18 protein-coding genes are annotated in these 23,016 nt (G+C 54.1%); 12 read left to right on the top strand and 6 right to left on the bottom strand.

Features of this window, described 5'->3' with window-relative positions:
- The first annotated feature begins 11 nt into the window (after window positions 1-11).
- Both CLV83_RS06910 and CLV83_RS06905 read left to right on the top strand, forming a co-directional pair.
- The gene (locus tag CLV83_RS06910; protein WP_132289361.1) at window positions 12-1,316 is read left to right on the top strand and encodes an NAD(P)/FAD-dependent oxidoreductase; all 1,305 of its coding nucleotides are present in this window, start codon (window positions 12-14) and stop codon (window positions 1,314-1,316) included.
- Window positions 1,317-1,482: 166 nt separating this feature from the next.
- Window positions 1,483-2,337, top strand: a complete 855-nt coding sequence (locus CLV83_RS06905) for an urease accessory protein UreD (protein ID WP_207894756.1) — start codon at window positions 1,483-1,485, stop codon at window positions 2,335-2,337.
- A gap of 154 nt (window positions 2,338-2,491) precedes the next feature.
- On the opposite strand, the gene CLV83_RS06900 is transcribed toward CLV83_RS06905, so the two are convergent.
- On the bottom strand, window positions 2,492-2,935 hold the full coding sequence (locus CLV83_RS06900) for a hypothetical protein (RefSeq protein ID WP_132289358.1): 444 nt from the start codon (window positions 2,933-2,935) through the stop codon (window positions 2,492-2,494).
- 311 nt (window positions 2,936-3,246) lie between these two features.
- Window positions 3,247-5,946, bottom strand: a complete 2,700-nt coding sequence (locus CLV83_RS06895) for a glycosyltransferase (protein WP_132289355.1) — start codon at window positions 5,944-5,946, stop codon at window positions 3,247-3,249.
- A gap of 226 nt (window positions 5,947-6,172) precedes the next feature.
- Between CLV83_RS06895 and CLV83_RS06890 the strand changes: the two genes are divergently transcribed.
- Both CLV83_RS06890 and CLV83_RS06885 read left to right on the top strand, forming a co-directional pair.
- Window positions 6,173-7,159 (top strand): OmpA family protein, encoded by a 987-nt coding sequence (locus tag CLV83_RS06890; RefSeq protein ID WP_132289352.1) that lies wholly within the window; start codon window positions 6,173-6,175, stop codon window positions 7,157-7,159.
- Between the two features lie 749 nt (window positions 7,160-7,908).
- Complete coding sequence (locus tag CLV83_RS06885; RefSeq protein ID WP_132289349.1) at window positions 7,909-8,466, top strand: DUF1285 domain-containing protein; 558 nt, start codon at window positions 7,909-7,911, stop codon at window positions 8,464-8,466.
- 94 nt (window positions 8,467-8,560) lie between these two features.
- Here CLV83_RS06885 and CLV83_RS06880 read toward each other — a convergent pair whose 3' ends face one another.
- Together CLV83_RS06880 and CLV83_RS06875 are read right to left on the bottom strand one after the other, a co-directional pair.
- Window positions 8,561-9,181 carry a trimeric intracellular cation channel family protein gene (locus CLV83_RS06880; protein WP_132289346.1) on the bottom strand — a complete coding sequence of 207 codons (621 nt, stop codon included), beginning with the start codon at window positions 9,179-9,181 and terminating at the stop codon, window positions 8,561-8,563.
- A gap of 280 nt (window positions 9,182-9,461) precedes the next feature.
- Entirely contained in the window at window positions 9,462-10,451 is a 990-nt protein-coding gene (locus tag CLV83_RS06875; protein WP_132289343.1) for a GlxA family transcriptional regulator, read from the bottom strand.
- Window positions 10,452-10,556: 105 nt separating this feature from the next.
- Here CLV83_RS06875 and CLV83_RS06870 point away from each other — a divergent pair, with 105 nt between their 5' ends.
- Window positions 10,557-11,168 (top strand): LysE family translocator, encoded by a 612-nt coding sequence (locus CLV83_RS06870; RefSeq protein WP_132289340.1) that lies wholly within the window; start codon window positions 10,557-10,559, stop codon window positions 11,166-11,168.
- Between the two features lie 334 nt (window positions 11,169-11,502).
- Here the strand turns inward: CLV83_RS06870 and CLV83_RS06865 are convergent, their stop codons facing one another.
- Window positions 11,503-12,558: a low temperature requirement protein A gene (locus tag CLV83_RS06865; RefSeq protein WP_207894755.1), complete on the bottom strand. Its 1,056-nt coding sequence runs from the start codon at window positions 12,556-12,558 to the stop codon at window positions 11,503-11,505.
- 141 nt (window positions 12,559-12,699) lie between these two features.
- A complete protein-coding gene (locus CLV83_RS22755) occupies window positions 12,700-13,302 on the bottom strand; it encodes a TetR/AcrR family transcriptional regulator (protein WP_132289334.1) in 603 nt (200 codons plus the stop codon).
- A 134-nt stretch (window positions 13,303-13,436) separates the two neighbouring features.
- Between CLV83_RS22755 and CLV83_RS06855 the strand changes: the two genes are divergently transcribed.
- The 7 genes from CLV83_RS06855 to CLV83_RS06825 all read left to right on the top strand — a co-directional run bounded on the left by CLV83_RS06855 (window position 13,437) and on the right by CLV83_RS06825 (window position 22,801).
- Window positions 13,437-14,450: an ABC transporter permease gene (locus tag CLV83_RS06855; RefSeq protein ID WP_132289331.1), complete on the top strand. Its 1,014-nt coding sequence runs from the start codon at window positions 13,437-13,439 to the stop codon at window positions 14,448-14,450.
- The gene (locus CLV83_RS06850) at window positions 14,447-15,397 is read left to right on the top strand and encodes an iron chelate uptake ABC transporter family permease subunit (protein ID WP_132289328.1); all 951 of its coding nucleotides are present in this window, start codon (window positions 14,447-14,449) and stop codon (window positions 15,395-15,397) included. The genes CLV83_RS06855 and CLV83_RS06850 overlap by 4 nt, the downstream gene beginning before the upstream one ends.
- A complete protein-coding gene (locus CLV83_RS06845; protein ID WP_132289325.1) occupies window positions 15,394-16,167 on the top strand; it encodes an iron ABC transporter ATP-binding protein in 774 nt (257 codons plus the stop codon). Before CLV83_RS06850 ends, CLV83_RS06845 begins: the two co-directional genes overlap by 4 nt.
- A 2-nt stretch (window positions 16,168-16,169) precedes the next feature.
- Window positions 16,170-17,153 carry a siderophore ABC transporter substrate-binding protein gene (locus CLV83_RS06840; RefSeq protein ID WP_132289322.1) on the top strand — a complete coding sequence of 328 codons (984 nt, stop codon included), beginning with the start codon at window positions 16,170-16,172 and terminating at the stop codon, window positions 17,151-17,153.
- 101 nt (window positions 17,154-17,254) lie between these two features.
- Window positions 17,255-19,489, top strand: coding sequence for a TonB-dependent receptor (locus CLV83_RS06835; protein ID WP_207894752.1), 2,235 nt, complete (start codon window positions 17,255-17,257; stop codon window positions 19,487-19,489).
- Between the two features lie 112 nt (window positions 19,490-19,601).
- Window positions 19,602-21,206 (top strand): ATP-binding cassette domain-containing protein, encoded by a 1,605-nt coding sequence (locus CLV83_RS06830; RefSeq protein ID WP_132289319.1) that lies wholly within the window; start codon window positions 19,602-19,604, stop codon window positions 21,204-21,206.
- The gene (locus CLV83_RS06825) at window positions 21,203-22,801 is read left to right on the top strand and encodes an ATP-binding cassette domain-containing protein (RefSeq protein ID WP_132289316.1); all 1,599 of its coding nucleotides are present in this window, start codon (window positions 21,203-21,205) and stop codon (window positions 22,799-22,801) included. The genes CLV83_RS06830 and CLV83_RS06825 overlap by 4 nt, the downstream gene beginning before the upstream one ends.
- Window positions 22,802-23,016 lie beyond the last annotated feature (215 nt).

Here is a 23,016-nt window from a genome sequence, read left to right as displayed (position 1 = left end):
GAACTATAGAATTGACCCGTTCGTCCGAATTTCAATATCCCCCGTCCTATTACGCGGCTTCCGCGAAACCGGCCCCGGAATCCCTGTCTCTTGATGGTGAGATCCGCTGCGATGTCTGTATCGTCGGCGCCGGTTATACCGGCCTCTCTACGGCGATCCATCTGCTGGAACGTGGCTTGGATGTTGTCGTGCTTGAACAGGCGCGGGTGGGGTGGGGCGCATCCGGGCGCAACGGCGGTCAGATTGTTAACAGTTACAGCCGTGATATCGATGCTATCGAGAGCAGCGCCGGTCAGTCGGTGGCCGATGTACTGGGGCCGCTGGCGTTTGAGGGCGGGCGCATCATCAGGGACCTGGTGGCTCGCTACAACATCGACTGCGATCTGAAGCAGGGCGGTATTTTTGCCGCGTTTAATAAAAAACAGATGGCGGAACTGGAGCACCAGAAAGCGCTTTGGGAGCGCTACGGCTATGACAGGCTGGAGCTGCTCGATAGCAGCGCTATCGGCCGTGAGGTAGCCACCGAACGCTACGTGGGCGGACTGCTGGATCATGGCAGCGGTCACATACATCCGTTGAATCTCGCACTCGGTGAAGCCGCCGCTGTGCGCCAGCTCGGTGGTCACATCTACGAGCACTCACAGGTCCAGTCGGTCAACCGAAACCCCAACGGTCAGGGCGGTGCCGAAGTGCTGACCGAGCATGGCCGGGTGCAGGCAAGAACCCTGGTGCTCGCTGGCAACGCCTACCTGGGTGGGCTGGTGTCGGAGCTCAGCGCCAAATCCATGCCCTGCGGCACTCAGGTTGTCGCCACCGAGCCGCTGAGCGACGAACAGGCCCGTGCGCTGATTCCCAAAGATTACTGTGTTGAAGACTGCAACTACCTGCTCGATTACTACCGTCTCTCTGCCGACAAACGGCTGCTCTACGGCGGTGGCGTTGTTTACGGCGCGCGGGATCCTGCCGATATCGAGCGCCTGATCCGGCCGAAGCTGCTGAAAACCTTCCCGCAGCTCGAGGGTGTAAAGATCGACTACTGCTGGACCGGCAACTTTCTGATGACGCTGTCGCGCCTGCCGCAGGTAGGCACGCTTGGCGATAATATTTTCTATTCCCAGGGCTGCAGCGGTCACGGTGTCACCTACACCCACCTGGCCGGGCGCCTGCTGTGCGAGAAGATTCTCGGTGAGTCCGCAGGCTTCGATGCCTTCGCCTCACTGAAGCATTACCCTTTCCCGGGTGGTCACCGTTTCCAGGCGCCACTGAGCGCCATGGGTGCCTGGTACTATTCGATGAAAGACAGGCTGGGACTTTAAGGAGCTCTCGACAAAGAGCTCTGGACAAAGAACTCTCGACAAGCAGCGCTCGATGCTCCCGATTGGAGCTGGACGGGCGGGAGTGGTATTTTTGCTTTCCCATGCGCCCGCAAGCCCTTTGCCTGGCGCAGTGAACAAGAAAGACCGAGCCGAGAAGGAAAGCTGGATGAACATGGCGGTAACCGCCCAGGGGTGGGAAGCACTGCTCAAGCTGCGCTTCGCCCTGCGAGGAGAGAAGACCAAGATCGTCGAGCGTGAGCGTAAAGGCCCGCTGGCGGTGCAACGCCCGTTTTACCCGGAAGGGGATGAGGTGTGCCATACCTATCTGCTGCACCCGCCGGGCGGCGTGGTCGGCAGTGATACGCTGGATATCGCCGTGCATGTGGAACCCGGCGCCAAGGCGCTGATCACCACTCCGGGCGCCACCAAGTTTTACCGCTCCGGCGGTCGGCTGGCGACGCAGATTCAGCGCCTCAGCGTTGAAAAGGGTGGCTTGCTGGAGTGGATGCCGCAGGAGAACATCTTTTTCCCCGATGCCCAGGCGCGCGTGGAAACCCATATCGACCTGGAGCCAGGTGCCTCGTTTATCGGCTGGGATATCCAGTGTCTGGGACGGCCGGTGATCGATGAGGCGTTCACCGAGGGGCGCCTCGATGCGACCACCCGCCTCAGCGTCGATGGCGAGCTGGTGTTGATCGACCAGCTAAGAACCGAAGGGATGGCGCTGGTTGAAGCCAGCGCTGGCATGCGCGGTTACCCGATGCAGGCCACGATGCTGATCGTGCCGGGCCAGGATAACCCTGACTTTGAACGTCTGCTGGAGCTCACTCGTGAAGCGATGGAGGGGCTGTCGGATCTGCCGCTGGAAGCGGGTGCTACGCGGGTGGATCAAGCCATAGTCGTGCGCTTGCTGGGCCCGGGTACCGAGCCGATGCTGAAGCTGATGACGGCCGTCTGGCGCGCAGTCCGGCCGGAAGTGGCTGGCCGCGAAGCCGAACCGCCGCGCATCTGGGCAACTTGATTGAGGTTAACGCGATTAGTAACACGAAAAGTAACACTAGAAGTCAAAACGGAATAAACAAAAAGCCCATTGTGCTGTGCGCCAATGGGCTTTTTGGTTTGCCTGTTCAAATCGATAGCGTACTAAGAATACGCGTCTCAAATGTCAGCGCGAATCACTCCTGGCTCGCGCCGAGATAACGCTGCCGTAGTACTTCCAGGTCGTCCTCTTCGCTATTGCGTCTTAGCTTGTTCACCGTCAGCTGGTTGATGGTGCCCACCTCGGTGTAAAACCGCAGTACCTGGGTATACGCACGGGCGGGGAAGCTTTTTTCCAGATCGATGATATCGCGGCGAGATAGCACCCTTAGCGAGGGGATAAAAGGGTTCAACACGAGATAAACCACCAGCGCTACAGCGGCTGATATACCGGCCGTAATCAGCCAGGAAAACACGGACGCAGACATTTCATCGGTGAGGAAGTCGGTGTCCAGCTTGGAAAAACCAAACAGACCGGCGAGCAGTACTGCTGCCACTACCCCAATCATAAACACCATTGCAGCAAGCGAATGTGCTGATCGCGCAATCCACCATGACACATTAATCGTTTCTTTCTTCATCTTCCGCTCCATGGTTGTGCTCGATACAGCAAATCTATGATTTTAAAGTGTGGATGATCTGCAATCTTCAGGCGATTCGCAACTATTGTTACACCTGTGATTGCAACTGTAGGTGTATGGCTGCAGAAATGCTGTTGATCGCGATGGAGAGTCGTTATTCTGGGAACCATACCCTGATGTGGGAGGTGCGCCTCGCGCCGAATGCACCCGGTACGGCGGTCATTTAAACCGCCGGCGGCTGTTGATCGCGGCGAGGCGCCGCTCTGCTCCTACGGGAAACCTCCCCATAGTAGAGTCGCCCCCCGTACCGATTAACTATGGCTCTTCACCAACGTAGCAGTCGGTTGCTGGCGTTTGCCGCGCCAGTATTTCTGGCCGGTTTGCAGCCCCATATCCTCAAGCAGCTGGGAGAGTATCTTTTGCGGTGAATAGTCTAGACAGCGGGAAAGCGCGCCGACGCGCAGCCGGCCCTGCTTATCCGGGCTGGCTAGATACTCCACTGCCAGTTCGGCCATCTCCTCACCGTCATCGGCAAGCAGTCCACTGAGGCGGTGCTGAATGATCGAGCGTGGTCCCTTGCAGTTATAGGCCAGCGTTGGCAGACCTGCGCTCATCGCTTCGAGAATGACACAACCGAAGGTATCGAAGCGCGAGGGCAGCAACAGCAGGTCTGCCTGCTGATACAGCTGCGGCACCTGGCTCTGTTCCAGCCAGCCGAAGTAGGTGGCTTCAGGCGCGGCCTCTCGCAGCTTCTGCTCGGCAGGTCCGCTGCCGGCGATCCAGAGCTGTGCATCTGGATGCTCCCGTTTGACGCGCTCCCATACAGCCGGCAGATCGAGTACGCCTTTCTCTTCGCTAAGCCTGCCCACGTAAAGCAGGATTGGTGCTTCATTGACTGGCCTTGGCTGCAGGCTGGCGATTTCTGAACCGACCCCCGCCCAGTGGGCGGTCAGTTTGATCCGTTCTTCGGGCAGCTCCATATCCGGGCCGGTGAGCCAGTCACGATGCTCCTCGTTGAGCACGAACATGCCGTCGAACTGTTGGTAAAACGCGCGAATCAGACGACGGATTCGGTCCTGGATCGGCTGGTCCAGACGGGTTTTGCGGCTGATAAATTCAAGCCAGTCGGTGTGCATATAGAACCAGGCCGGCACTGAATAAGCGCGTTTCAGGTACAGCGCCACGGGGCCCATGCAGAGCTCGGTGGAGCAGATAATGCGGTCGTAGCCGCCGCGCTCAAACAGCTTCTGTACTTCCAGCAGATCCGGTACATGGATCGTCTGTTCACCCAGTTGATTAAACTGGAACTGCGTCAACGGCCGGATCACCTGCAGATGTGGCTGCGGCTTAAGCGACGGGTGGCACACCAGCAGGTCGATCGGCAGGTCCGCTTTCTGCAGCTGTGTCAGTGTATCGCGCAGCGCAGAGGAAACACCGTTGCGATCGACTAAGGTGTCGGTCAGCCAGAGCACTCTTTTAGGGTGTTCGGTGGCGCCGATATCCGCGGCCAGCCGATCCAGGAAGGCGCGATTGGAGTAGAGCACCTGGGTGCTGGCAAAGGCGGCGCCGGCAACGACAGAGGCGGACAGCGCCGGGAAGGTGAGCTTGTCGAGCATCTGGCCCAGATTCACCTGGGTCATATCCCGGCCGTTGCTCTTCTCGCTGGAGAAGAGGGCGCGGAAATGGGTTGGCACCTCCATCATGCGGACCATCTCGTCGATCGGTATATCGGCGATGGCGTCCTTGTCGATGCGGCCCAGTTCATCGTGCACCCGGTTGAAAAAGGTGTGGCTGATAAAGCGGTGCAGCTCGGGGATCGACTGGCGCAGCTCTTCCGGGAAGCGCTCTGGCTCGGTGCGCTGGGTTTTAGCGATCCGCTTTATAATCTTAAGGATCGGCTTGAACTCTTTGCTCACGCCCAGGTTCAGCAGCATCTTAGGCTTTTTGCCCTTCAGCGCCTGGTGGAAGGTATCGAGGAAAGTCAGGGTGTATTTGTGCCGCTTCAGCTCCTGCAGCAGATTACTCAGCGCCAGGCAGATCATTCGATCCTTCAGCGAGCCTTTGTGCAGCAGCATGCGCAGCAGGCCCGGGTCCTTCATGTTGATCACCACCTGGGCAAAGTAGTCCAGAAACGCGGTGGTCATCTTCTCCTCTTCACCGACAAAGCCGTAGGGAGCCATCCGTCCTTCACGGATCGCATCCAGGGCCAGTGCCTCGCGGCTTTCCCCTGCGGCCAGTCGGGCCTGAAGGTTGGGTACTTCCAGCAGCGTGCCACAGCGGCCTGCGAACAGGCCGTTATGATCATCGGAGCCGCCACTGAGGTTTTTGCGATAGGGGTCACGGCAGAAATCGTGCGGATTGATGCCATGCTTTGCCGCCCAGGTATCGATCTTGTCCGGCGTCAGGCTTTCGACCCAGCGCAGCGTCAGCAGGTTCTGCCAGTAGCCGCGCTGGCCGTTGAGCACCTCGAAACGTTCGAACAGCAGGGCAAAGCGCTCCAGGATCGTTGGGTCTACATTTTCGCCGTGGGAGTAAAAAAACAGCGGATGTGGCAGTACCGTGGGCAGATCATGCTGGCGCGCGTAGGCGCAGAATGCGTAGATATCGTGCCGCAGGTCATGCAGCTCCAGCTCCTGCTTTGGTGTAAAGCCATAGATCAGGACGTGGATGCTGAGCGCCTCGCCAGGAAAGTGGCAGGTGAATTCGCAGCCTGACAGCACCGGTTTCTGGTTTTCGGTCAGGCTCCAGCAGGAGCGGGCGTTGTTGTGGTTGGTAATGGTTACCACATCGGTGCCGGCGCGATTCAGTGCTTCCGACAGCTCTTCCGTGCTGAGCCAGGTTTCCGGCAGACGCAGTAGCCGGCCCCAGATTTCATCGGGCACATCGCTGTTGTGATCATGGCAGTGCAGGTCGATTCTGAGGGTGTCGGACGGATTCAGCTGCGCCGCTGCATCGCTGAGAAACTGTTCATACTGGCTGCGGATATCCTGGTAAAACGGCGAGTTGTTCATGGCGCGGGCTCCGAATCTCTGAACGCCCGCGCAGTGTATTAAGGTTAGGTTTCTTCCCGGTTACACCGTGCCTCTTCGTGCTAGTCGTAAATATTAAGATCGGTAAACCGAGCTGGAGCTTTTGACGACGGGTCAGGCAGGGTGAGGATATCGGGCTTTCGTTAAGGATAAAAATAACGATAATGGAGCCCCCGCTTTCTGCATCCTATTGATAAAAGGAGAGATCATGATGCTTAAGCAACTGCCCGTGATGATTCTGGGCTCTTTGCTCGCACTGCCTGTTCTGGCAGAACAAAACGATGTGAAAGGTTCTTCTGACCATCCGTTGGTTTCCCGTTTCCCTGATACCCATATCAAAAGCTATCACACCAGCGAGTATGATGAGTTCCTCGTAGCTACGGGACCGCGCGAGTCCGGCGCGGACCTGCCACCGGTGTTGCGCCTGGAAGGCAAGGTGACGACCATCGGCTATGAGGCGAATGAGAAGAAGTATTCGCCGTTGCAGGTCTTTCGTAACTACGAAAAAGCCTTTGCCGAGGCTGGTTTCACGCCGATCTTTACCTGTCAGAATGATCAGGAGTGTGGCGACAAGTTTGTCCGCCAGCTTTATTGGTATGGCAACAACGCGCGTCAAGGACGCGATAAAGGGCTGGATGCGCCCAACCTCCACGGCGACCGCTATCGCTATTACTTCTGGTCCGGCAAGGTCGATGCCCAGGGTAAGGAGGTCTATGCATCTCTCCTGGTTGCGCAGTATACCGGTGCCCAATTCCCGACCAAGGTGGTGCTGGATATCGGTGAAATTGAATCCCTGGATGACGATCTGATCAGCATTAACCTGGATGGCATGAGCAAGGCGATTGCCGAAACCGGCAAGGTAGAGCTGGACGGGGTCCTGTTCGATACCGCAAAAACGACTCTGAAGCCCGAATCTGCCGAAGTGGTCGCGACTATTGCCGACTATCTAAAACAGAACCCTTCGAACTCGTTCTATGTGGTAGGCCATACCGATAGCCAGGGTGACTTCAACTTTAATATGAAGCTGAGTGAAGGTCGTGCGGCAACGGTCGCCAGTACCCTGGTTAACGAATATGGGATCGACGCCAAGCGTCTGGTGCCGGTGGGAGTTGGTCCGGTAAGCCCGGTGCGAAGCAATACCAGCGATACAGGGCGCAGCGAAAACCGCCGTGTTGAACTGGTGCTGGCAGACTGATTTTAATATGCAGTTTCACCTGAAAAGCCTCGGGATTTTTCCTGAGGCTTTTCTGTTTTTGGGACAGTAACCTGCGAGGCAGGACTCAGGTGCTGAGCCAGCTGGTTTAGCCCCAAGGATTAGGCCCGTGCTATTACCTTGCGGCGCAAGGCCGTGGCGATCGTGAGGCGGTGAAATATCCCTAACCGTGCGAGCTGTTCCAGTGCTATTTAACTGAGCCGTAGAAGCGAGGAAAATCGTTATTGTTTCTCGTGTTCAGCTTGTTGTCAGTTCTGTTAGCAGCGCGTTTTGATCCCAGACTCTTTTTCCGTAATGACATCAGCTCCAGATCATCGATGCATACCTGTAAAACCTGGTGAAAGTGATTGAACAGTGCGAGCTGCTGATCGCCAGTCTGGGATACTCCGCGTTGCTGTTTCATGGTTGAAGGTCCTGCTTAAATAATGATCAATCGGCGTATTTTAGGCCTGAGTCACCAGGCCCTAAGGAATGAGGACGCCGCTTTTTTTACGCATAGCGACATCATTAGCAGTCATCTTTGGCAGTGAGAGAACGAGGAGGCCAAGTAGACTGCGTTGATCGGGTGCAGCGGCTGCCAGGTATTTCTGACTTTAGGTGAGTCTTCGACCCAGGCTGTTCTTCATTTGCTCATCGGGCCAGAAAAAGAGATGTTAGAGTCGAATCAACTGCACAGTGCAAGCGAATGCCAGACACTGCATTACCTCAACACAGAAACGATAGTTCCCGCTATGAGCATTGCTGACCTGAATAAACTAAGCCGCAACCTCGTACCCGAGGGCCAGGGGATTCCACCGCTGGAGCTTTGGAATCCTGACTTCTGCGGTGACATGGATCTGCGCATTGCGCGCGACGGCACTTGGTTTCATGAAGGTACGCCGATCAGTCGTCCAGAGATGGTGAAGATGTTTTCGCGAATCCTCTGGCAGGAGGGCGATACCTATTTTCTGAAAACCCCGGTTGAGAAGGTAGGCATCCAGGTGGATGACTTGCCCTTTCAGTTTGTCTGCCTGGAGCTCAAGGACGGCCCACAGGGACAGGAACTGCACTTTTTGAGCAGCACGGACGACGTCATTGTCGCCGGGAAGAAAAATCCGCTGGTTGTTACAGACCAGGGCAACGGCGAACCCCAGCCCGCCCTGGCTGTGCGCTTTGGCATGTGGGGCAGGCTGCACCGTAATGTGTTTTATCAGTTGGTCGAACTGGGTTCAGCTGAGCCCTGTGCCGAAGGTGGCGAAGAGTTGGTTGTGTACAGCGCCGGTGAGCGCTTCTCGCTGGGGCGTTTGTAGAGAGGTCGCTTCGATCTGAGTTTGGCAGAACAGTTCTACCTCAGACAGATACGGATCCAAACGGTAAACGCAGCGCAGGGTCGATTTCAGCTATCTATCGGTAAAGGTTAGGCAGTTTGATTTTGAAGCGCATGGCCAATGCACGCAGCAGGAAGGCTACGCAAAAGCCGCCGATCAGGTCGTAGCTGGAGGGCAGGCCAAGGCCATCAAGCATCAGGTAAACGACAGAGCCTGCCAGCGCGGTGGTGATGTAGAGTTCATCATTCATCAGTGTCAGGTTGCTACGACAGAGCACATCGCGAGCTATGCCGCCGAAAGAGGCGGTCATCACCCCCATGCAGACGGCGATCAACGGTGTGGCGCCGAAGTTAAGTGTTACCTCGGTACCAACCACGGCAAAGAGTGCCAGGCCTACGGCATCCATCCACAGCAGGGCTTTTGAAAGCGAGGCTAACATCGGTGTGACGAAGTAGGTGACCGCTGACGCGACTAAACAGACGACGATCCATATCGGCTCGCGAATCCAGAACACCGGAACGTTGCCCAAAAGAAGGTCACGCAGGGTGCCGCCGCCGATTCCAGTGACGGTGCCGATCAGCATAAAGCCGAGGATATCCATCCTCTGCCTTGCAGCTTCCAAGGCACCAGAGATGGCAAATACACCGACGGCGGTTAGCCCCATGATGTTGATGGCAGCGGTAATGTCGAACGGCATAAAGACCTAATAGAGATAAAAGGCGAATGGAAGCGCCATTTATATCACCCGATTCAAATATGCTCTAGCCGGCCTGGTCAGTTGTCATTGTCGGGGCGGCCAAGAGTTCGCTAAAAAGTGAACAATGCCGATGTGGTTTAACGATCACGCACGGCGGTTCAGTACCGCCCGTTAACTTTTGTGAGGCTCGTTTGAGGGCGGCAGCTGGTCCTTTGCCGATCTTAGGTATGCTGCACCGAAGTGCGGCTATCGGCACAAGCCGACGGTGCAAGGCTGGTAATCATTCAGTCAGCCCATTTCTTCGGAAGGTCGCAGGCGGCATGCCAAAACGCTTGCTAAACAGTTTGCCGAAATAACTCGTATCGGCGATGCCTATTTCATCAGCAATTGTCGCAATACTGTGGCTGGAGTTTAGCAATCGCCACTTCGCATGCTGAAGCTTCATTTCGGTCCAGTACTGTCGGGCTGTGACGTGGTGAAAATCGACAAACAATCTATCCAGTTGTCGTCGGCTAATGCCGATCATTTCAGATAGCTCGGTGGTGGTCTTGTGTGAGGCCATCCATGTGCGCATAAGCGCAATGGAATGTCCAAGATGTGGTACTGCCGTCATTTCCCTGTTCTGGGACTTAAGCAGATGCACACTGCTTCGTGCCTCATCCACGAGCATGTCCGATAGACCTTTGAGGGCTTTGCTCCGTCCGCAGGCGCGCGCCAGGATCTCCACCGCCAGATCAATGGCCGAGCTACCTCCCGAACAAGAAATTACATTACCATCGAAACAATAGATCTGATTGGCCACAGCCTCGATACGGGGGTAACAGGCTCGAAACTCAGCTTCATGGCGCCAATGAATCGCTACCTTATGTCCATCAAGCAGCCCACAGGCTGCTAGCAGGAAACAGGCATTATCGATACTAACCAGCTTCACCCCTTGTCGCACAGCGGTACTCAAGATCGATCTATAGCGAGGGGCCAGGGCCTGGGTGGCCATAGCGGAGCGGCCACCAAACACCACTAGATAATCGAAATCGGAGTACTGGGTTTCAGACGCGGCTGCTTGTACCTGCACCGCAACGCCACTGCTCGAAGTGATGTAGCCCTGCACATCTCCCAGAATCAGCCAAGAACAGTAGTGCTGCCGGCTGTAGTCTTCTTCATCAGCCGTAAAACGTAATTTGTCTACAAAGCCCCCAAACGGCAGCATTGCGAACTCAGGCAGGGGCAATAACAGAAACCGAACATCGGTGTTAGGACTGGTGCTGTACATGTGCATGATGGCCAATAAATACCAGATTTAGTCCAAATATTACCGCATGTTTGTGCTGGTGTACGTCTAGACTAGCCCAGTCGAAATTAATCGGAGATGGTTGTAATGGATCTTCACACCTGGCTGCTCTACACCCTAGCAGTGATCGGATTGGCTATAACCCCTGGGCCCAATGGATTACTGGCACTGACTCATGGCGCGTTGTATGGCTCAGGAAAAGCGGTTTATACGGTGGCGGGTGGCGTGCTGGGGTTTACCTGCTTAATTGCGCTTTCCATGTTTGGCCTGGGGGCGCTGATTCAGACCTCTTCTGACACATTGATGATTCTGAAGTGGGTGGGTGCTGCCTACCTGCTTTGGTTAGGTATTCAACTCTGGCGGGCTCCGGTACTTCAGCTGGGAATCGAGGGAGAGCATAGCCTTGTTCCTAATCACTCCCTGTTTCGTAAAGGGCTTCTTACGGCGTTGTCGAACCCGAAAGTGTTGGTGTTCTATGCTGCATTTCTGCCTCAGTTTCTAGAGCCTGAAAGGCCGATGGTTTCGCAGTTTGCCATTATGGCAATAACCTATGCGGTCATCGAATTTCTGGTCGAGTATCAAGTGGCCAAGTTTGCCCACTTCTTCAGGCCTTGGCTGCAACGTGCCGGAAAAGGCTTTAACCGCTCCTGCGGGAGTCTATTTGCACTGGTTGGAGTGGCGTTACCGTTGATGCGATGAGTGACCTGTTCGATTGATCTGACCGTTGCACCATTGTCCCAGTAAGCCCAGGTTTTCTACATACCCTAAGGCCTAAGGTGAGGCATTAGTCGGAGTCTCAAGTGACTGCTAGGTGCGCGGGCCGCTATCTGACAATGCGGCTCGATCTGAATCTGTATTCTCATCAGAGCTGGCCCTTATCTGGCGTTAAGAGCTTTCGAATACATCCCGATAGCGGACATTTCTTTCGGCGTATCAGACCAACCAGTGCAGCCGCTCTCGACCCAAAACAGACCCGCGATTAGATATTGAAGATAGCTGGTTAGTGATTAAACGGTATGCCACTCCCGTGGCATCAAGGCGAAGATGATTGGTTTGCCACCTTAAAGCGATCATGACCCGCAAGAAAAACCAAGATCAAACAAACTGCAAGGAGTACGGCGTATGGGGGCCAGATAAGCATTAGAAATCCTGAAAATGCTATTATCACCCCTCCAATCCAGTGTTTATGCGAACTAACGTTCAATACACACTTCAGAAACACACTCTGTGTTATCAAAAATATTGCAGGCCCACCAGAGACCATCAGGCCCACTACCAACTTGGCATGTCCTGTTGGATGATGAATGATTTTTTCGTTCGCAACGGCCAATATAATGAGTCCTGCTACCATTGTTGTAATAGCGTTCATCGCATAACGGCTAACTCTGACGGGGTCAGCCGTTTGACGGATATGGCGCTCTGTGTGCTGCTGTGCTGAGCCAAATATTAATGCCCACAAGGATATCGTAATGAGCATCGCCAGCGTTCCAGTGAAGAGTGTCATGGGGTTCATAGGCGACTGAGCGATAGAAACACCGGTCATCAATACTGTTTCACCGAGAGCAATGATCAAAAAGAGATTGTAGCGCTCCAGCATATGCTCCGCGTCGAAGGGCAGTTCGTTTGACTGCAATCTCTTTCCGGGTAGCGGGTGCGCCAGGTAGGCGCCTAACAATTCAAAGAGTGCTGCTGCCGCCCAGAAGTAAAGGCGCTCCTCAGGTCCATACAAGGCACCAGCAATCCATAAGGGCGTAGACGCAACCAGCCAAACTAAAACCCGACCAAAATGTGCTCGATATGCCTTGTCGTCAACGCTAATTATGGTCCAGAGGGTTCTACCTATTTGTATGGTTAAAAGCGGAATCAGAAAACTCCAGGCGGCGTCTGAAAAGGCTTTGCTGATAGATGCATTCATCAGTAAGCCCATCACTGTGACAGCTAGCACCATGATCGAAGATGATACCTTTCCAACCGGAATCATCGTTGCAGCCCAGCTGGTATAGGACCACACGGTCAACACTGAGATAAGCAGAACGGCTGCCTCTGCCGCGCCCCTCAAGCTGAAATGTTCGGCCAGATAATGTGACAACTGGAGTCGGGAAGGTGCGCCAAGCAGTTCTCTTAGACATCTACCTTGAGAATCGCCGAGGTCACGAACAACTGAAGTGATCAGTATCAGCTCGCGGGATTCAACCTCTCACCGTCAAAGAAGGTTTAAAACCTTCTTATGTCATTCCTTCTCTGAAAGCGAAAGTGCACCGACAATCAGAGCATGCATTCCGTGTGAAAACTCGGCTTCTACCTCAGCTTCGTCCGTAATGCTCTCCAAGTCACTCACTTCATCAATATCAGAGTAAAGCGTATCGGCCACGGCAATACAGTGAAACGCAATCGTCGACAGCAGCCATTGGGCACGGCTGTCAGATATTCCGTATATCTCTGCTAGAAATTTTTGATGCTGGCCAATCTTATCGGTCATCGATGGTGTTGCTACAGACCTTCGCAGTAGGTAGGGCGGCAGCCCCGGATTTGATTTGACCAGGTTACGCAGAGAATCTGTGAATTTGATCAGGTAGTCCTTTAGTTCTTCGCGCTTCCGCCCCAGTATCACCGGCATTTCCCATCGTTTGAATATTTCTTCAGCAATCAATGCTTTTAGATCTTTCAGGCTGGGCACATGTTTGTAGAGCGCCATGTGGCTTACGCCCAACTCAGCGGCAAGGCCAACGAAGGTAACGTTGGGCAATCCCATTGCTATTCCGACATCCGCAATTCGCTCAAGAGTAATCGTTCTTGGACGGCCGCGTGCTGTGCGCTTTGGTGGTTGTGCCATGAGTATTCCTTAAAGCAGGGAGGCCTATGAAACCGCGTTAAGCGCTTATCGTCAAATTAGTTTATTGGGTTGCAACTAAATAAAAACTCGACTAGATTATGCGAATCATTATCATTTGCAGTGTTTCTAGTTGTATGAACACCAGTACCCGCAGGGAAGGCAGCCGCCAACGCGTAGTTGCTTCGCAGAAGTCGATCGAAGGCGTGAATGGGAAAAGGTGGGCGTTGCTTGCGGCGTTGTGTATGGGCTCGCTATTCGTAGGGGCCGGAACTCTCGAGCTAACACCGACGTTAGTCCCATCCAGCGATGCCTGGCTGACCCTTACTGCGAGTCGCGTTCCGCGTTTGATGACCATTATTTTGACCGGCGTGGGGCTTGCCTTATGCGGAACGATTCTTCAGCAAATCGTGCGAAACAGGTTTGTGGAACCAGGCACGGCGGGGGGGCTGGACGGTGCGAAGCTCGGTATTCTGATTGCGTTAACGATGCTTCCCAGTGTTGGCAAGCTAGGGCAGATGCTTTTCGCGTTGTGCTTTTGTTTTGCATCCAGTCTCGTATACGTAGCAGTGATCCGCCGTATAAGGTTCAGCAATACCACTCTAGTGCCAGTTATAGGTCTGATGTATGGCAGTGTTCTTAGTGCGATCGCCGAATTTTACGCCTACCAGAACAACATTCTGCAAAGCATGCAGGGTTGGCTGTTAGGTGACTTCTCCAAGGTCGTGCAAGGGCAGTATGAGCTGATCTATTTCGTGCTTCCGGTCGTCGCATTGGTCTATCTGTACGCACACCGCTTCACGGTTTTGGGGATGGGCGAAGAGATGGCAACAAGCCTTGGGCTTGGATATGCCGCGACTGTGACAATCGGCCTGCTTCTTGTCGCGATTACAGTGTCGATCTCGGTGATTACCGTTGGGGCCATCTACTTCGTCGGGCTTGTAGTACCTAATCTGGTTACTTTGAAATACGGTGACAATCTTCGACAGACGTTACCGGTCGTAGCATGGGGCGGCGCGACGCTATTACTCGCTTGTGACATTGTTGGCCGCCTGCTCATATTCCCGTTTGAAGTGCCGATAGGTCTGACTGCCGGAGGGGTGGGCGGTGTAGTGTTTCTGGCGCTCATCCTGAGGGGAGCGGCCCGATGAAGAAATATCCTGTGTTCTTCGTCACTGCGGTCTGTTTGGTTGCGCTTATGTTGCTCTTCATCTTCTGGGGCGCGGGGATGAATTTTGATTACATCATTCCCAAACGCCTGGAGCGACTGGCTGCCATCGTCATTGGTGGGGTCTGTGTTGCTTTGGCATCGATTGTTTTCCAAACCTTGGTCGACAACCGAATTTTGACGCCCTCTATCATGGGATATGAGGCGGTATACCTGATGTGGCAGGCCATATTGTTGTTACTCCTTGGGGTTCAAGGCCTGAGTCTGTTCGGTATCGCCGGGAACTTCGTCAGTTCGGCAGTTTTGGTGTTGCTCTACTCCTGGATGATCCATCGTTGGTTGCTCGGTAACGGGCGCAATGATGTCTATCGCCTGCTGCTGGTCGGGCTGGTGTTGACGATGGTCCTGGGTACCTTCACGCAGTTTGTGCAGCTGCGGATCAGTCCCGGGGAGTTCTCGGTGTTTCAGGGGCTGAGTTACACCTCATTTAACCGAGCCTCTTCAGGGACGCTGCTTTACGCATGCGCTGCAGTGGTCTGCGTGTGTTTTCTGGGGTACCGCTACCTGCCTGAGCTGGATGTTCTGACACTTGGCAGAGAGCAGGCTCTTTCTCTTGGGGTGAATGAACCGGCGCTTGTGAGGCTTTATCTGGCATTAATTGCAATCCTGGTTGCTGTTTCAACCAGCCTGATCGGGCCGACAGCATTTCTTGGGATCTTTATCGCCAACATGACTTACGCACTGACGCGGAGCCGCAGACATAGTCTCACTCTGCCGGTGGGTTGTGCTTTGGCTATTGCGCTGTTTCTGCTTGCCCAACTGTTTGTAGAGCACCTTTTCAATTACAAAACCACCGTTAGCATCTTAGTCAATTTGGTGTGTGGCGCCTATTTCCTGATGCTCATGGTGAGGGTTCGTGCTGTCCTATGATTACCGTACAAAATCTGAGTAAAACATACGCCGATAAAGCGGTGTTAACAGAAGCATCCACTCGTTTTCCGGCAGGGCGGGTCACCTCTCTTATTGGTCCTAATGGAGCTGGTAAATCAACGCTATTGATGCTCATGGCAGGGTTGATTAAGCCCAGCCAAGGGGCGGCGTTTTTTGAAGGCAAGGAGGTGAGCGAAATACCTGTGTCGGATTATGCGAAGAAGGTGGCTACGCTGCGTCAGACTCCGGGTTTCTCTATGCGGCTGAGAGTGAACGAGCTCGTCGCTTTTGGGCGCTTTCCTCATACACGGGGGCTGTTGAACACGGAAGATCGTCAAATCATCGACGAGGCTCTTGAATTTTTATCGCTCGAACATCTCAGCGATCGTTATATCGATGAGCTGAGCGGTGGGCAGCGGCAGATGGCGTTTTTGGCGATGACTATTGCGCAGCAAACACCCGTCTTATTGCTCGATGAACCATTGAATAATCTCGATATGAAACATGCAGTGCAGATCATGCAGGCGTTACGGCGTCTGTCTGATGAGCAGGGGCGGACGGTCATCCTAGTCATACATGATATCAATTTCGCTGCGAACTATTCGGATCAGATCGTCGCTTTGAAGTCGGGACGCATACAGTTTGAAGGGTCAGTCACTGAGACATTAACCGAAGAGCGGTTGAAAGGTCTTTATGAGCTGAACTTTGAAATTATCGATAGCGAACGCGGGCGCGTTTGCAATTATTTCACCCCCCACACCGGAGTATGAACATGAAATGGACCGACAAGCCATGGGTGCTGGCGCCCTTGGCCGTTTTGGCCGCTCTCGTTTTGCAGGGCTGCGATGAGGCGCCGATGGAGCAAACAACTTCGGAGCCGAAGGCCAAGTCTCTAGTCATCCACCATAACCTTGGTACAACGGAGATTAGCAGCACGCCAGAAAGAGTCGCAGTCCTTGACATGAATGAAGCGGATTTTCTTGATCAGCTTGAGGTCCCGATCGCGGGCATGGTTAAGGATTATGTACCGCATTTTCTTGCGGCATACGGTGCTGATAGCGACGTTCAAGATCTGGGGGCGATCACGCAACCCAACCTGGAACGGATTTATGCTCTCAAGCCGGACCTCATTTTAATGACGCCCATACAGGCTGCGCAGTATGACGATCTATCTGAGCTTGCCCCGACACTTCATTTCGATGTTGACTTCAGAGATAGCCACGGCGATCACATCGGTGATGTCACGGAGCATCTTCTGCTGCTGGGTAAGTTATTTGATAAAGAGAAGCTCGCAGAATCGAAAGCTGAAGAGCTAAAGGCTAAGGTGGAAGCCGTGCATCAGGTGACAGAGGGGCGGCCGGAAACCGCGCTAATCGTGATGCATAACAATGGTTCATTCAGTTCGTTTGGTACCCGTTCTCGCTATGGGTTTGTGTTTGATTCGTTGGGAGTAAAGCCTGCCAGCAGGATAGCGGACAACAGTCTGCATGGTCAGCCGGTATCCAGCGAGTTCATTCACCAAGCAAACCCAGACATTCTCTACATCATCGACAGAACCGCTGTGATGGAGCGTCGCCCTGTCATGCGTGCTGACCAGATGAGTAATCCATTACTCCGCGAAACCAAGGCGTGGAAGAATGGAAACGTTGTCTTTGTCGATGCGGATGCCTGGTACATCACTGCTGCAAGTGTTACCTCTCTGGAGCTGCTCATGGACGATGTGATTAAGGGCTATCGCTCCTCGCCTTCGGGCTAATTAAACGGCCTCTCTAGGAGGCTGACTCTCTCTCGAAATCTATTTTTTTCTGCTGATTTTCAGCGGAATGGCTCACTGCACTCTGAAGTAAGGGATGCGTTATGGAAAATGTTAATAATATCAATCGGATGGATTTATTTTGCGCTGACAAGCCCCTGTCGTTTTATGACCGCAAGGGTAAGTATTCGGCAGCCTATATCGCTCTGATTTTGGGCATGAACCTCGCCTATGCCGTACCGGCCGCAGCGGAAACTTCGCAAACCGAAACGAGTACGGAAAGCTCGAGCACTGAGCTAGCTCCGATATCCGTTGTGGGGGAAGGAGACACCATTGCTACCCCCTATGCAGGAGGTCAGGTGAGTAATGGTGGCCGTGTCGGCATGTTGGGTAATAAAGACTTCATGGATACCCCGTTCAACACCATCAGCTACACCGACAGTTTCATTACGGACCGTCAGGCGCAGGATATAACTGACGTTATCGCCGCGACTGACCCTTCGGTGTTTTATGGCGGTGTTACCGGGGATAGCCGAGAAAGCTATTCCATCAGGGGCTTTCGGTCGGATATTGGTGATGTGACCTTTGATGGGATGTTCGGCGTGGCGCCTTATTTTCGGAGCTCGCCAGAGATGTTTGAGCGAATCGAAGTGTTAAAGGGACCCTCAGCACTGTTGAATGGCATGCCTCCCAATGGATCGGTAGGTGGCTCGGTTAACCTGGTGCCCAAGAGAGCGGGGGGTGAGCCTAATGCTTCGATTACAACGACCTACATCTCCGATTCCCAGTTTGGCGGGCATGTGGATCTCGGGCGCCGCTTCGGCGCGAACCAGCAGTTCGGCATTCGTTTCAATGGTGCTTATCGCGATGGCGAAACCTCGGTCAATGATCAGGATAAAGAGGTTCAACTTGGCTCTCTTGCGTTGGATTGGCGTGGTGAACGAGCTCGTATTTCGGCTGACCTATATGCCAGTGAAGACAGCATAGATGGAGCAACACGCGGCGTTACGCTGGCGCCGGGAGTATCTCTGCCTAAACCACCTGACTCGGATACGCTGCTGAATCCGGACTGGGGTTTTAACCATGCGAAAGACAAGGGGGCTTTGATTCGAGGTGAGTATGACCTGAACGATCGGAATACGGTCTATGCTGCCTTTGGGACCAGCGAAACAGAGTTCGAATCCACCAACTCTTCAGTTGCGCAAATTATCAATGAGCAGGGTGACTTCAGACATAATGCAGGCGATACGAGTGATAAAGCAGATCGTGACTCGGTAGAAGTCGGTATTCACAGCCGATTTAAAACCGGTGCGATTGGTCATGAGGTCGCGATCAACGCTAAACGCTATGAGGAAGATTATCGCCTCAATGCGCGCAGGGGCGTGCTCTATAGCGACTGGATTACCAACATCTATGATCCGGAATGGGCGCCGCGGGATACACCTCACAGTGTTCAGCCTATCACCAAGACTGAATTGGAGCTAACCAGTGTAGGTATAGCCGACACGATCTCATTCGCGCAGGATAAAGTGCAGCTCACGCTTGGCGTAAGGCGGCAGGAGGTCGTGCAAGACAGTTATATGGCCAGCACAGGAGCGCGCCTCAGCAGCTATGAGGAGAGTGCGGTTACACCTGCGGTCGCGGGTGTCTGGAGGCTAACTGACGACCTGTCTCTCTACGCAAACTACATCGAAGGCCTGAGTCAGGGGGATACAGCCCCGACCACAGCCGAGAACGCGGGCGAAATTTTTGAACCTTACAAAACCAAGCAGACCGAATTGGGGTTGAAGCTCGATCTTGGTGACTTTGCACACACAGTCAGTGTTTATCAGATTAAAAGACCCAGTAGTTACACTGATCCGTTGACCAATGTCTTCTCTTCTGGTGGTGAACAGCGTAACAGAGGGATCGAATGGAGCTTTTTCGGCACGCCGTTCGACAATATTCGGCTGATGGGGGGCATCGCTTATGTGGATGCTGAACTCACGAAAACCCAGGGTGGAGTCAACCAGGGAAACCAGGCTTCAGGGGTTCCGGAATTTATCGGTAAGCTGGGGGCCGAGTGGGATACGCCGATGATTACGGGCCTCACGCTGACCGGCAACGCGACGTCTGTGTCAGAGCAGTATATTGATGCCGATAACGAAATTTCCTTACCTGGTCATACCATCTTTGATGTCGGTGCGCGTTACGAGACTCGTCTTGCCGATCAGTCGGTTACCTGGCGCCTTAATGTGAAAAACCTCACCGACAAAGCCTATTGGGCGATGCCTCACTACAGCTCCCTGGGCCTAGGTGCGCCCCGCACAGTGATGCTCTCCGCGACCATGGACTTCTAACTCCTCCTCAGGTCTTTTTACCTTCCATTCATCCCGGTACACCGTGTGCCGGGTAAGGATTTAAAATGGCAGATAAAAACCGTTTGCGGCTAATCGCACAGCGGAGAGCGTCATGACTGATCTAAAGAGAGTGAAAACCGACTACTCTCGTCTCGTTAGGATTCTTCGTCCGGCAATGGCGCAGTTGTGCGCGGGTACTGTATTTGCGGCCCTGGCAGGTCTCACAAAATTGGCAGCGTTCTGGGCTCTGGTCCAGCTCATTGGTGAACCGGTGCCACCCTGGGTCCTTTATGCTGCCATGCTCTTTCTCACCAGTGCCGCTTGCGCTTCAGCGTCCTCCTGGCTGTCACACAACGCTGAGGCCCAAGCTGCTGCGATGTTGCGGCGACAGGTGGCTACCCATCTCACACGGTTACCGGCGAGTACCCTGGCAAAATGGCAGGACAGCAAGATACGTGGATTCCTAGCAGATGATGTCGCAGCATTACACCATGTAGTAGCGCACCTGCCCGGTGAAATCGCCACATTCTTCGTCGTGCCCCTCGCATCGATCATTTTGCTGGTTTCCATCGCGGGAGTTGGTTCGCTCGCTGTTCTGATTCCCGGCTTGATTGCTGCGCTCTATTATCTGTGGCTGATGCCACGGGTCTCTGCGAAATTCGGTGAAGAACGAAATCGGGTGATGTCGGAAGTAATCACCCATGTAGATGATTATGTTCGTGGGATTCGGGTAAATCGGCTTTATGGTGCTCAGGTAGGGGCGTTGGCTTCATACCGGCAATCGGTCGAGCGATTCACCAGTGGAATCGTTGAGTGGGTCAAAAAGGTCGCGACGGCGGGGGCCTTCGCGGTAGCGCTTCTGCAAGCAGTGGCGACCTTGCCTATCGCTTACTTCGTCACCTCAGAACAGGGGACTCTCGTAACGGCCGCAGCCATGTTGTTTGGCTTGGCTATTGTGACGCCGGTGTTGAAGCTGGGCCACGGCGTTGATTACGTACGAGCTGGCCGCAGGGCCGCCCAGCGCTTGAGCGATCTATTCTCTGAGCAACTTCTACCCAGTGGCTGCGCTCGAATAATAGACCGCGGCGTGGTGCTTGAAGCAGAAAAACTGACGTTAAAAGCGGGATCTCGGCTGATTATGGATCGTGAAAGTCATCGTTTCCTGCCGGGTACTCTGAGTGTGATTTCAGGTCCGAGCGGAGCGGGGAAAACAACGTTCCTGCGAGCCCTGGCCGGACTTGAAAGCGCGGATAGCGGTGAGGTTCGCATTGCTGGGGTGAATATCGCGACTTTGGATGAGAATGTCCGAAGCGCAACCATTAAGTTCTTGCCACAGGCATGCAGCGTTCTTGATACCAGTGTAAGAGAGAACCTTCGCCTTGGTTCAGCCGACTTGATCGATGAGATGCTGGAAGATGCCCTGCGACTTGCCCATTTAGATACAGACCTTGACCGTTCAGCCTCCCAGCTATCGGGAGGAGAGAAGCAGCGGCTTGGTTTGGCGCGTTCCTTTCTCGCTGATGCTCCATTGCTAGTCCTCGACGAGCCCACCAGTGCTTTAGATCGTTCGATGACCCTGCAAGTGGTAAACACAATAAAACAGCAAGCCCATACCACACGGAAAACGATCATTCTGGTTTCTCATGACCCAGAGGTCATAGCACTTGCTGACCAGCATCTAGAAGTCGTGCCTGAAGCAGAAGGACTTAGCCAATGATATTTTCACCGCTCTCCGCAGTCGTACCGGGTCTCTCCGCTCTTTCCGAACAAGCCCTTAAGAGATTAAACGCGATAGGCGCTGGATGGGTGGTTGTCTCTTTCTGTGAGGCTGTGGCCTATGTGACTCTGGCGCTTGCAATCGCTAACCAGGCGTCCGGTGGTTGGGTGCTGACAAACGCGCTGCTGGCCGTGTGCGTGACAGTGATAGTGACACGCGCTGGGTTTATTTCAGGGGCCCGCCTGGCAGGGGATCTCTACACGTCGCTGGGCAATGCGCTGGCAGATACGAAACTGTCCTGGTTTACCGAGGCATTCAGGGCAAAAGTGTCGGTGCTTGCCGGGCAGGGTGTTCCCGGGTTAATGAGTATCCCGGCGCACCAGCTACAGCTCATATTACATGCTCCTCTGCTACCCCTGTTTCTGATGGGCGGCATTGGATTGATAGGCGGCTGGTCAGTCGCCGTTGTTGCGGGACTTTTGCTGGGAGGGGCGTTAACGCTGCTTGTATTCGCCCAACGCAAGCTGAAATTCGTCGATGGAGAGCGCCAACAGCATGAGCTCGAAGTGGCCCAGGCCACGCGTGAGTTTATAGATCACCTGGAGCTGCTTAAAACGGCCGCGGGCCCGAAACGTTCGATGGAGCGGATTGAGTCGACATGGCGCGCCCATGAACGCGCTTTGGCAAAGACGAACGCTGGTGCGCTTGTGGCAACCTTTATTACGTCAGTCGCCGCAATGATCCCCGTCATCGGTCTCACCGGATTCCTGATACTGGACGGTAGCATCGGTTCTGCACAACTACTGGCACTGGTTCTATTGATCAGCAGGGCATCAGCGCCTTTGGAAGAACTGGCGTTGTTGGGCGCACATATCAATGATCTTCAGGCGGGACTGGACCGTTATAAGCAAATAGCGGATGCGCCAGCAGTAAGCGAGCCGTCAGCGGATGAGGCGCGGACGCCGCAGGGCAGTCGAATCGAGGTCGTGAGTCTTAATTATCCTCCGATACTACACGACCTCAGTGTCGAGATTCCCGAAGGGTGTCACCTGCTTGTGCAGGGGCCCAGTGGAAGCGGTAAAACCACCTTTCTCGAGCTATTGGCCCGCTTTGATGATCCAGCGCAAGGCGCTATTCGCATGGGAGGAGTGGCCCTTCAAGGTATGTCGTACAAGCAGATCGTTGACCGTATCGCTTATGTGGGCCAGGAACCGATAGTGTTTACCGGTTCCATCGCCGACAATATAAGGCTTGGTAAGCCGCTGGCCACAGATGCAGAGGTTGAGAAGGTCGCCAGGCAAGTCCTACTCGGTACCCTGATTGATAGCTCTGAGCTGGGGATTGAGCGGGCAGTTGGGCACAACGGGGCACTATTATCTGGCGGTGAGCGCCAACGTGTTGCGCTTGCCAGAGCCCTGATTAAAAACGCGCCGGTCTTGATTCTGGATGAGGCGACGTCTGCCTTGGATGAGAAAACCGAGCAGGAAATTGCCCTGATGGTCGGGGCATTACCTCAGACGTTAATCGTGGTAACTCATCGTGAAAGCTCAATTTGGCTGCCCTCAAATCGACTTTCGTTTGAAGCGGTTCAATGATCCCGCCCCCCCTTAACAGAGTGTTAACGTCCGATTTGTGCCGATAGCGGCTGTCCAGGAATACCACTGCCAATGTTCGCTTTTAGGATGAGACGATACAGATGCAAGGTCGGGAAGTGCGTAAAGCCTAGGGTATTCGAGAGAAGTTCGGTAAATTATTGCCGCTTGAAGCCGGTCCTGCCACTGCGAGCAAAGAGGCACTGAGTTACTCTGTG

Origin of the sequence: Marinobacterium mangrovicola (assembly GCF_004339595.1) — a bacterium.
Taxonomy (GTDB): Bacteria; Pseudomonadota; Gammaproteobacteria; order Pseudomonadales; family Balneatricaceae; genus Marinobacterium_D; species Marinobacterium_D mangrovicola.
The sequence above is the reverse complement of the archived record's forward strand: the minus strand, read 5'-3'. Positions and strand labels throughout refer to the sequence as shown.

What these genes read in the sequence shown, in the direction of transcription:
- CLV83_RS06825 (WP_132289316.1), top strand. Translation starts at nt 21,203, where the DNA reads ATGATATTTTCACCGCTCTCCGCAGTCGTACCGGGTCTCTCCGCTCTT.
- CLV83_RS06850 (WP_132289328.1), top strand. Translation starts at nt 14,447, where the DNA reads ATGAAGAAATATCCTGTGTTCTTCGTCACTGCGGTCTGTTTGGTTGCG.
- CLV83_RS06870 (WP_132289340.1), top strand. Translation starts at nt 10,557, where the DNA reads ATGGATCTTCACACCTGGCTGCTCTACACCCTAGCAGTGATCGGATTG.
- CLV83_RS06885 (WP_132289349.1), top strand. Translation starts at nt 7,909, where the DNA reads ATGAGCATTGCTGACCTGAATAAACTAAGCCGCAACCTCGTACCCGAG.
- CLV83_RS06875 (WP_132289343.1), bottom strand. Translation starts at nt 10,451, where the DNA reads ATGTACAGCACCAGTCCTAACACCGATGTTCGGTTTCTGTTATTGCCC.
- CLV83_RS06890 (WP_132289352.1), top strand. Translation starts at nt 6,173, where the DNA reads ATGATGCTTAAGCAACTGCCCGTGATGATTCTGGGCTCTTTGCTCGCA.
- CLV83_RS22755 (WP_132289334.1), bottom strand. Translation starts at nt 13,302, where the DNA reads ATGGCACAACCACCAAAGCGCACAGCACGCGGCCGTCCAAGAACGATT.
- CLV83_RS06880 (WP_132289346.1), bottom strand. Translation starts at nt 9,181, where the DNA reads ATGCCGTTCGACATTACCGCTGCCATCAACATCATGGGGCTAACCGCC.
- CLV83_RS06900 (WP_132289358.1), bottom strand. Translation starts at nt 2,935, where the DNA reads ATGAAGAAAGAAACGATTAATGTGTCATGGTGGATTGCGCGATCAGCA.
- CLV83_RS06905 (WP_207894756.1), top strand. Translation starts at nt 1,483, where the DNA reads ATGAACATGGCGGTAACCGCCCAGGGGTGGGAAGCACTGCTCAAGCTG.
- CLV83_RS06840 (WP_132289322.1), top strand. Translation starts at nt 16,170, where the DNA reads ATGAAATGGACCGACAAGCCATGGGTGCTGGCGCCCTTGGCCGTTTTG.
- CLV83_RS06855 (WP_132289331.1), top strand. Translation starts at nt 13,437, where the DNA reads ATGAACACCAGTACCCGCAGGGAAGGCAGCCGCCAACGCGTAGTTGCT.
- CLV83_RS06895 (WP_132289355.1), bottom strand. Translation starts at nt 5,946, where the DNA reads ATGAACAACTCGCCGTTTTACCAGGATATCCGCAGCCAGTATGAACAG.
- CLV83_RS06835 (WP_207894752.1), top strand. Translation starts at nt 17,255, where the DNA reads ATGGAAAATGTTAATAATATCAATCGGATGGATTTATTTTGCGCTGAC.
- CLV83_RS06845 (WP_132289325.1), top strand. Translation starts at nt 15,394, where the DNA reads ATGATTACCGTACAAAATCTGAGTAAAACATACGCCGATAAAGCGGTG.
- CLV83_RS06830 (WP_132289319.1), top strand. Translation starts at nt 19,602, where the DNA reads ATGACTGATCTAAAGAGAGTGAAAACCGACTACTCTCGTCTCGTTAGG.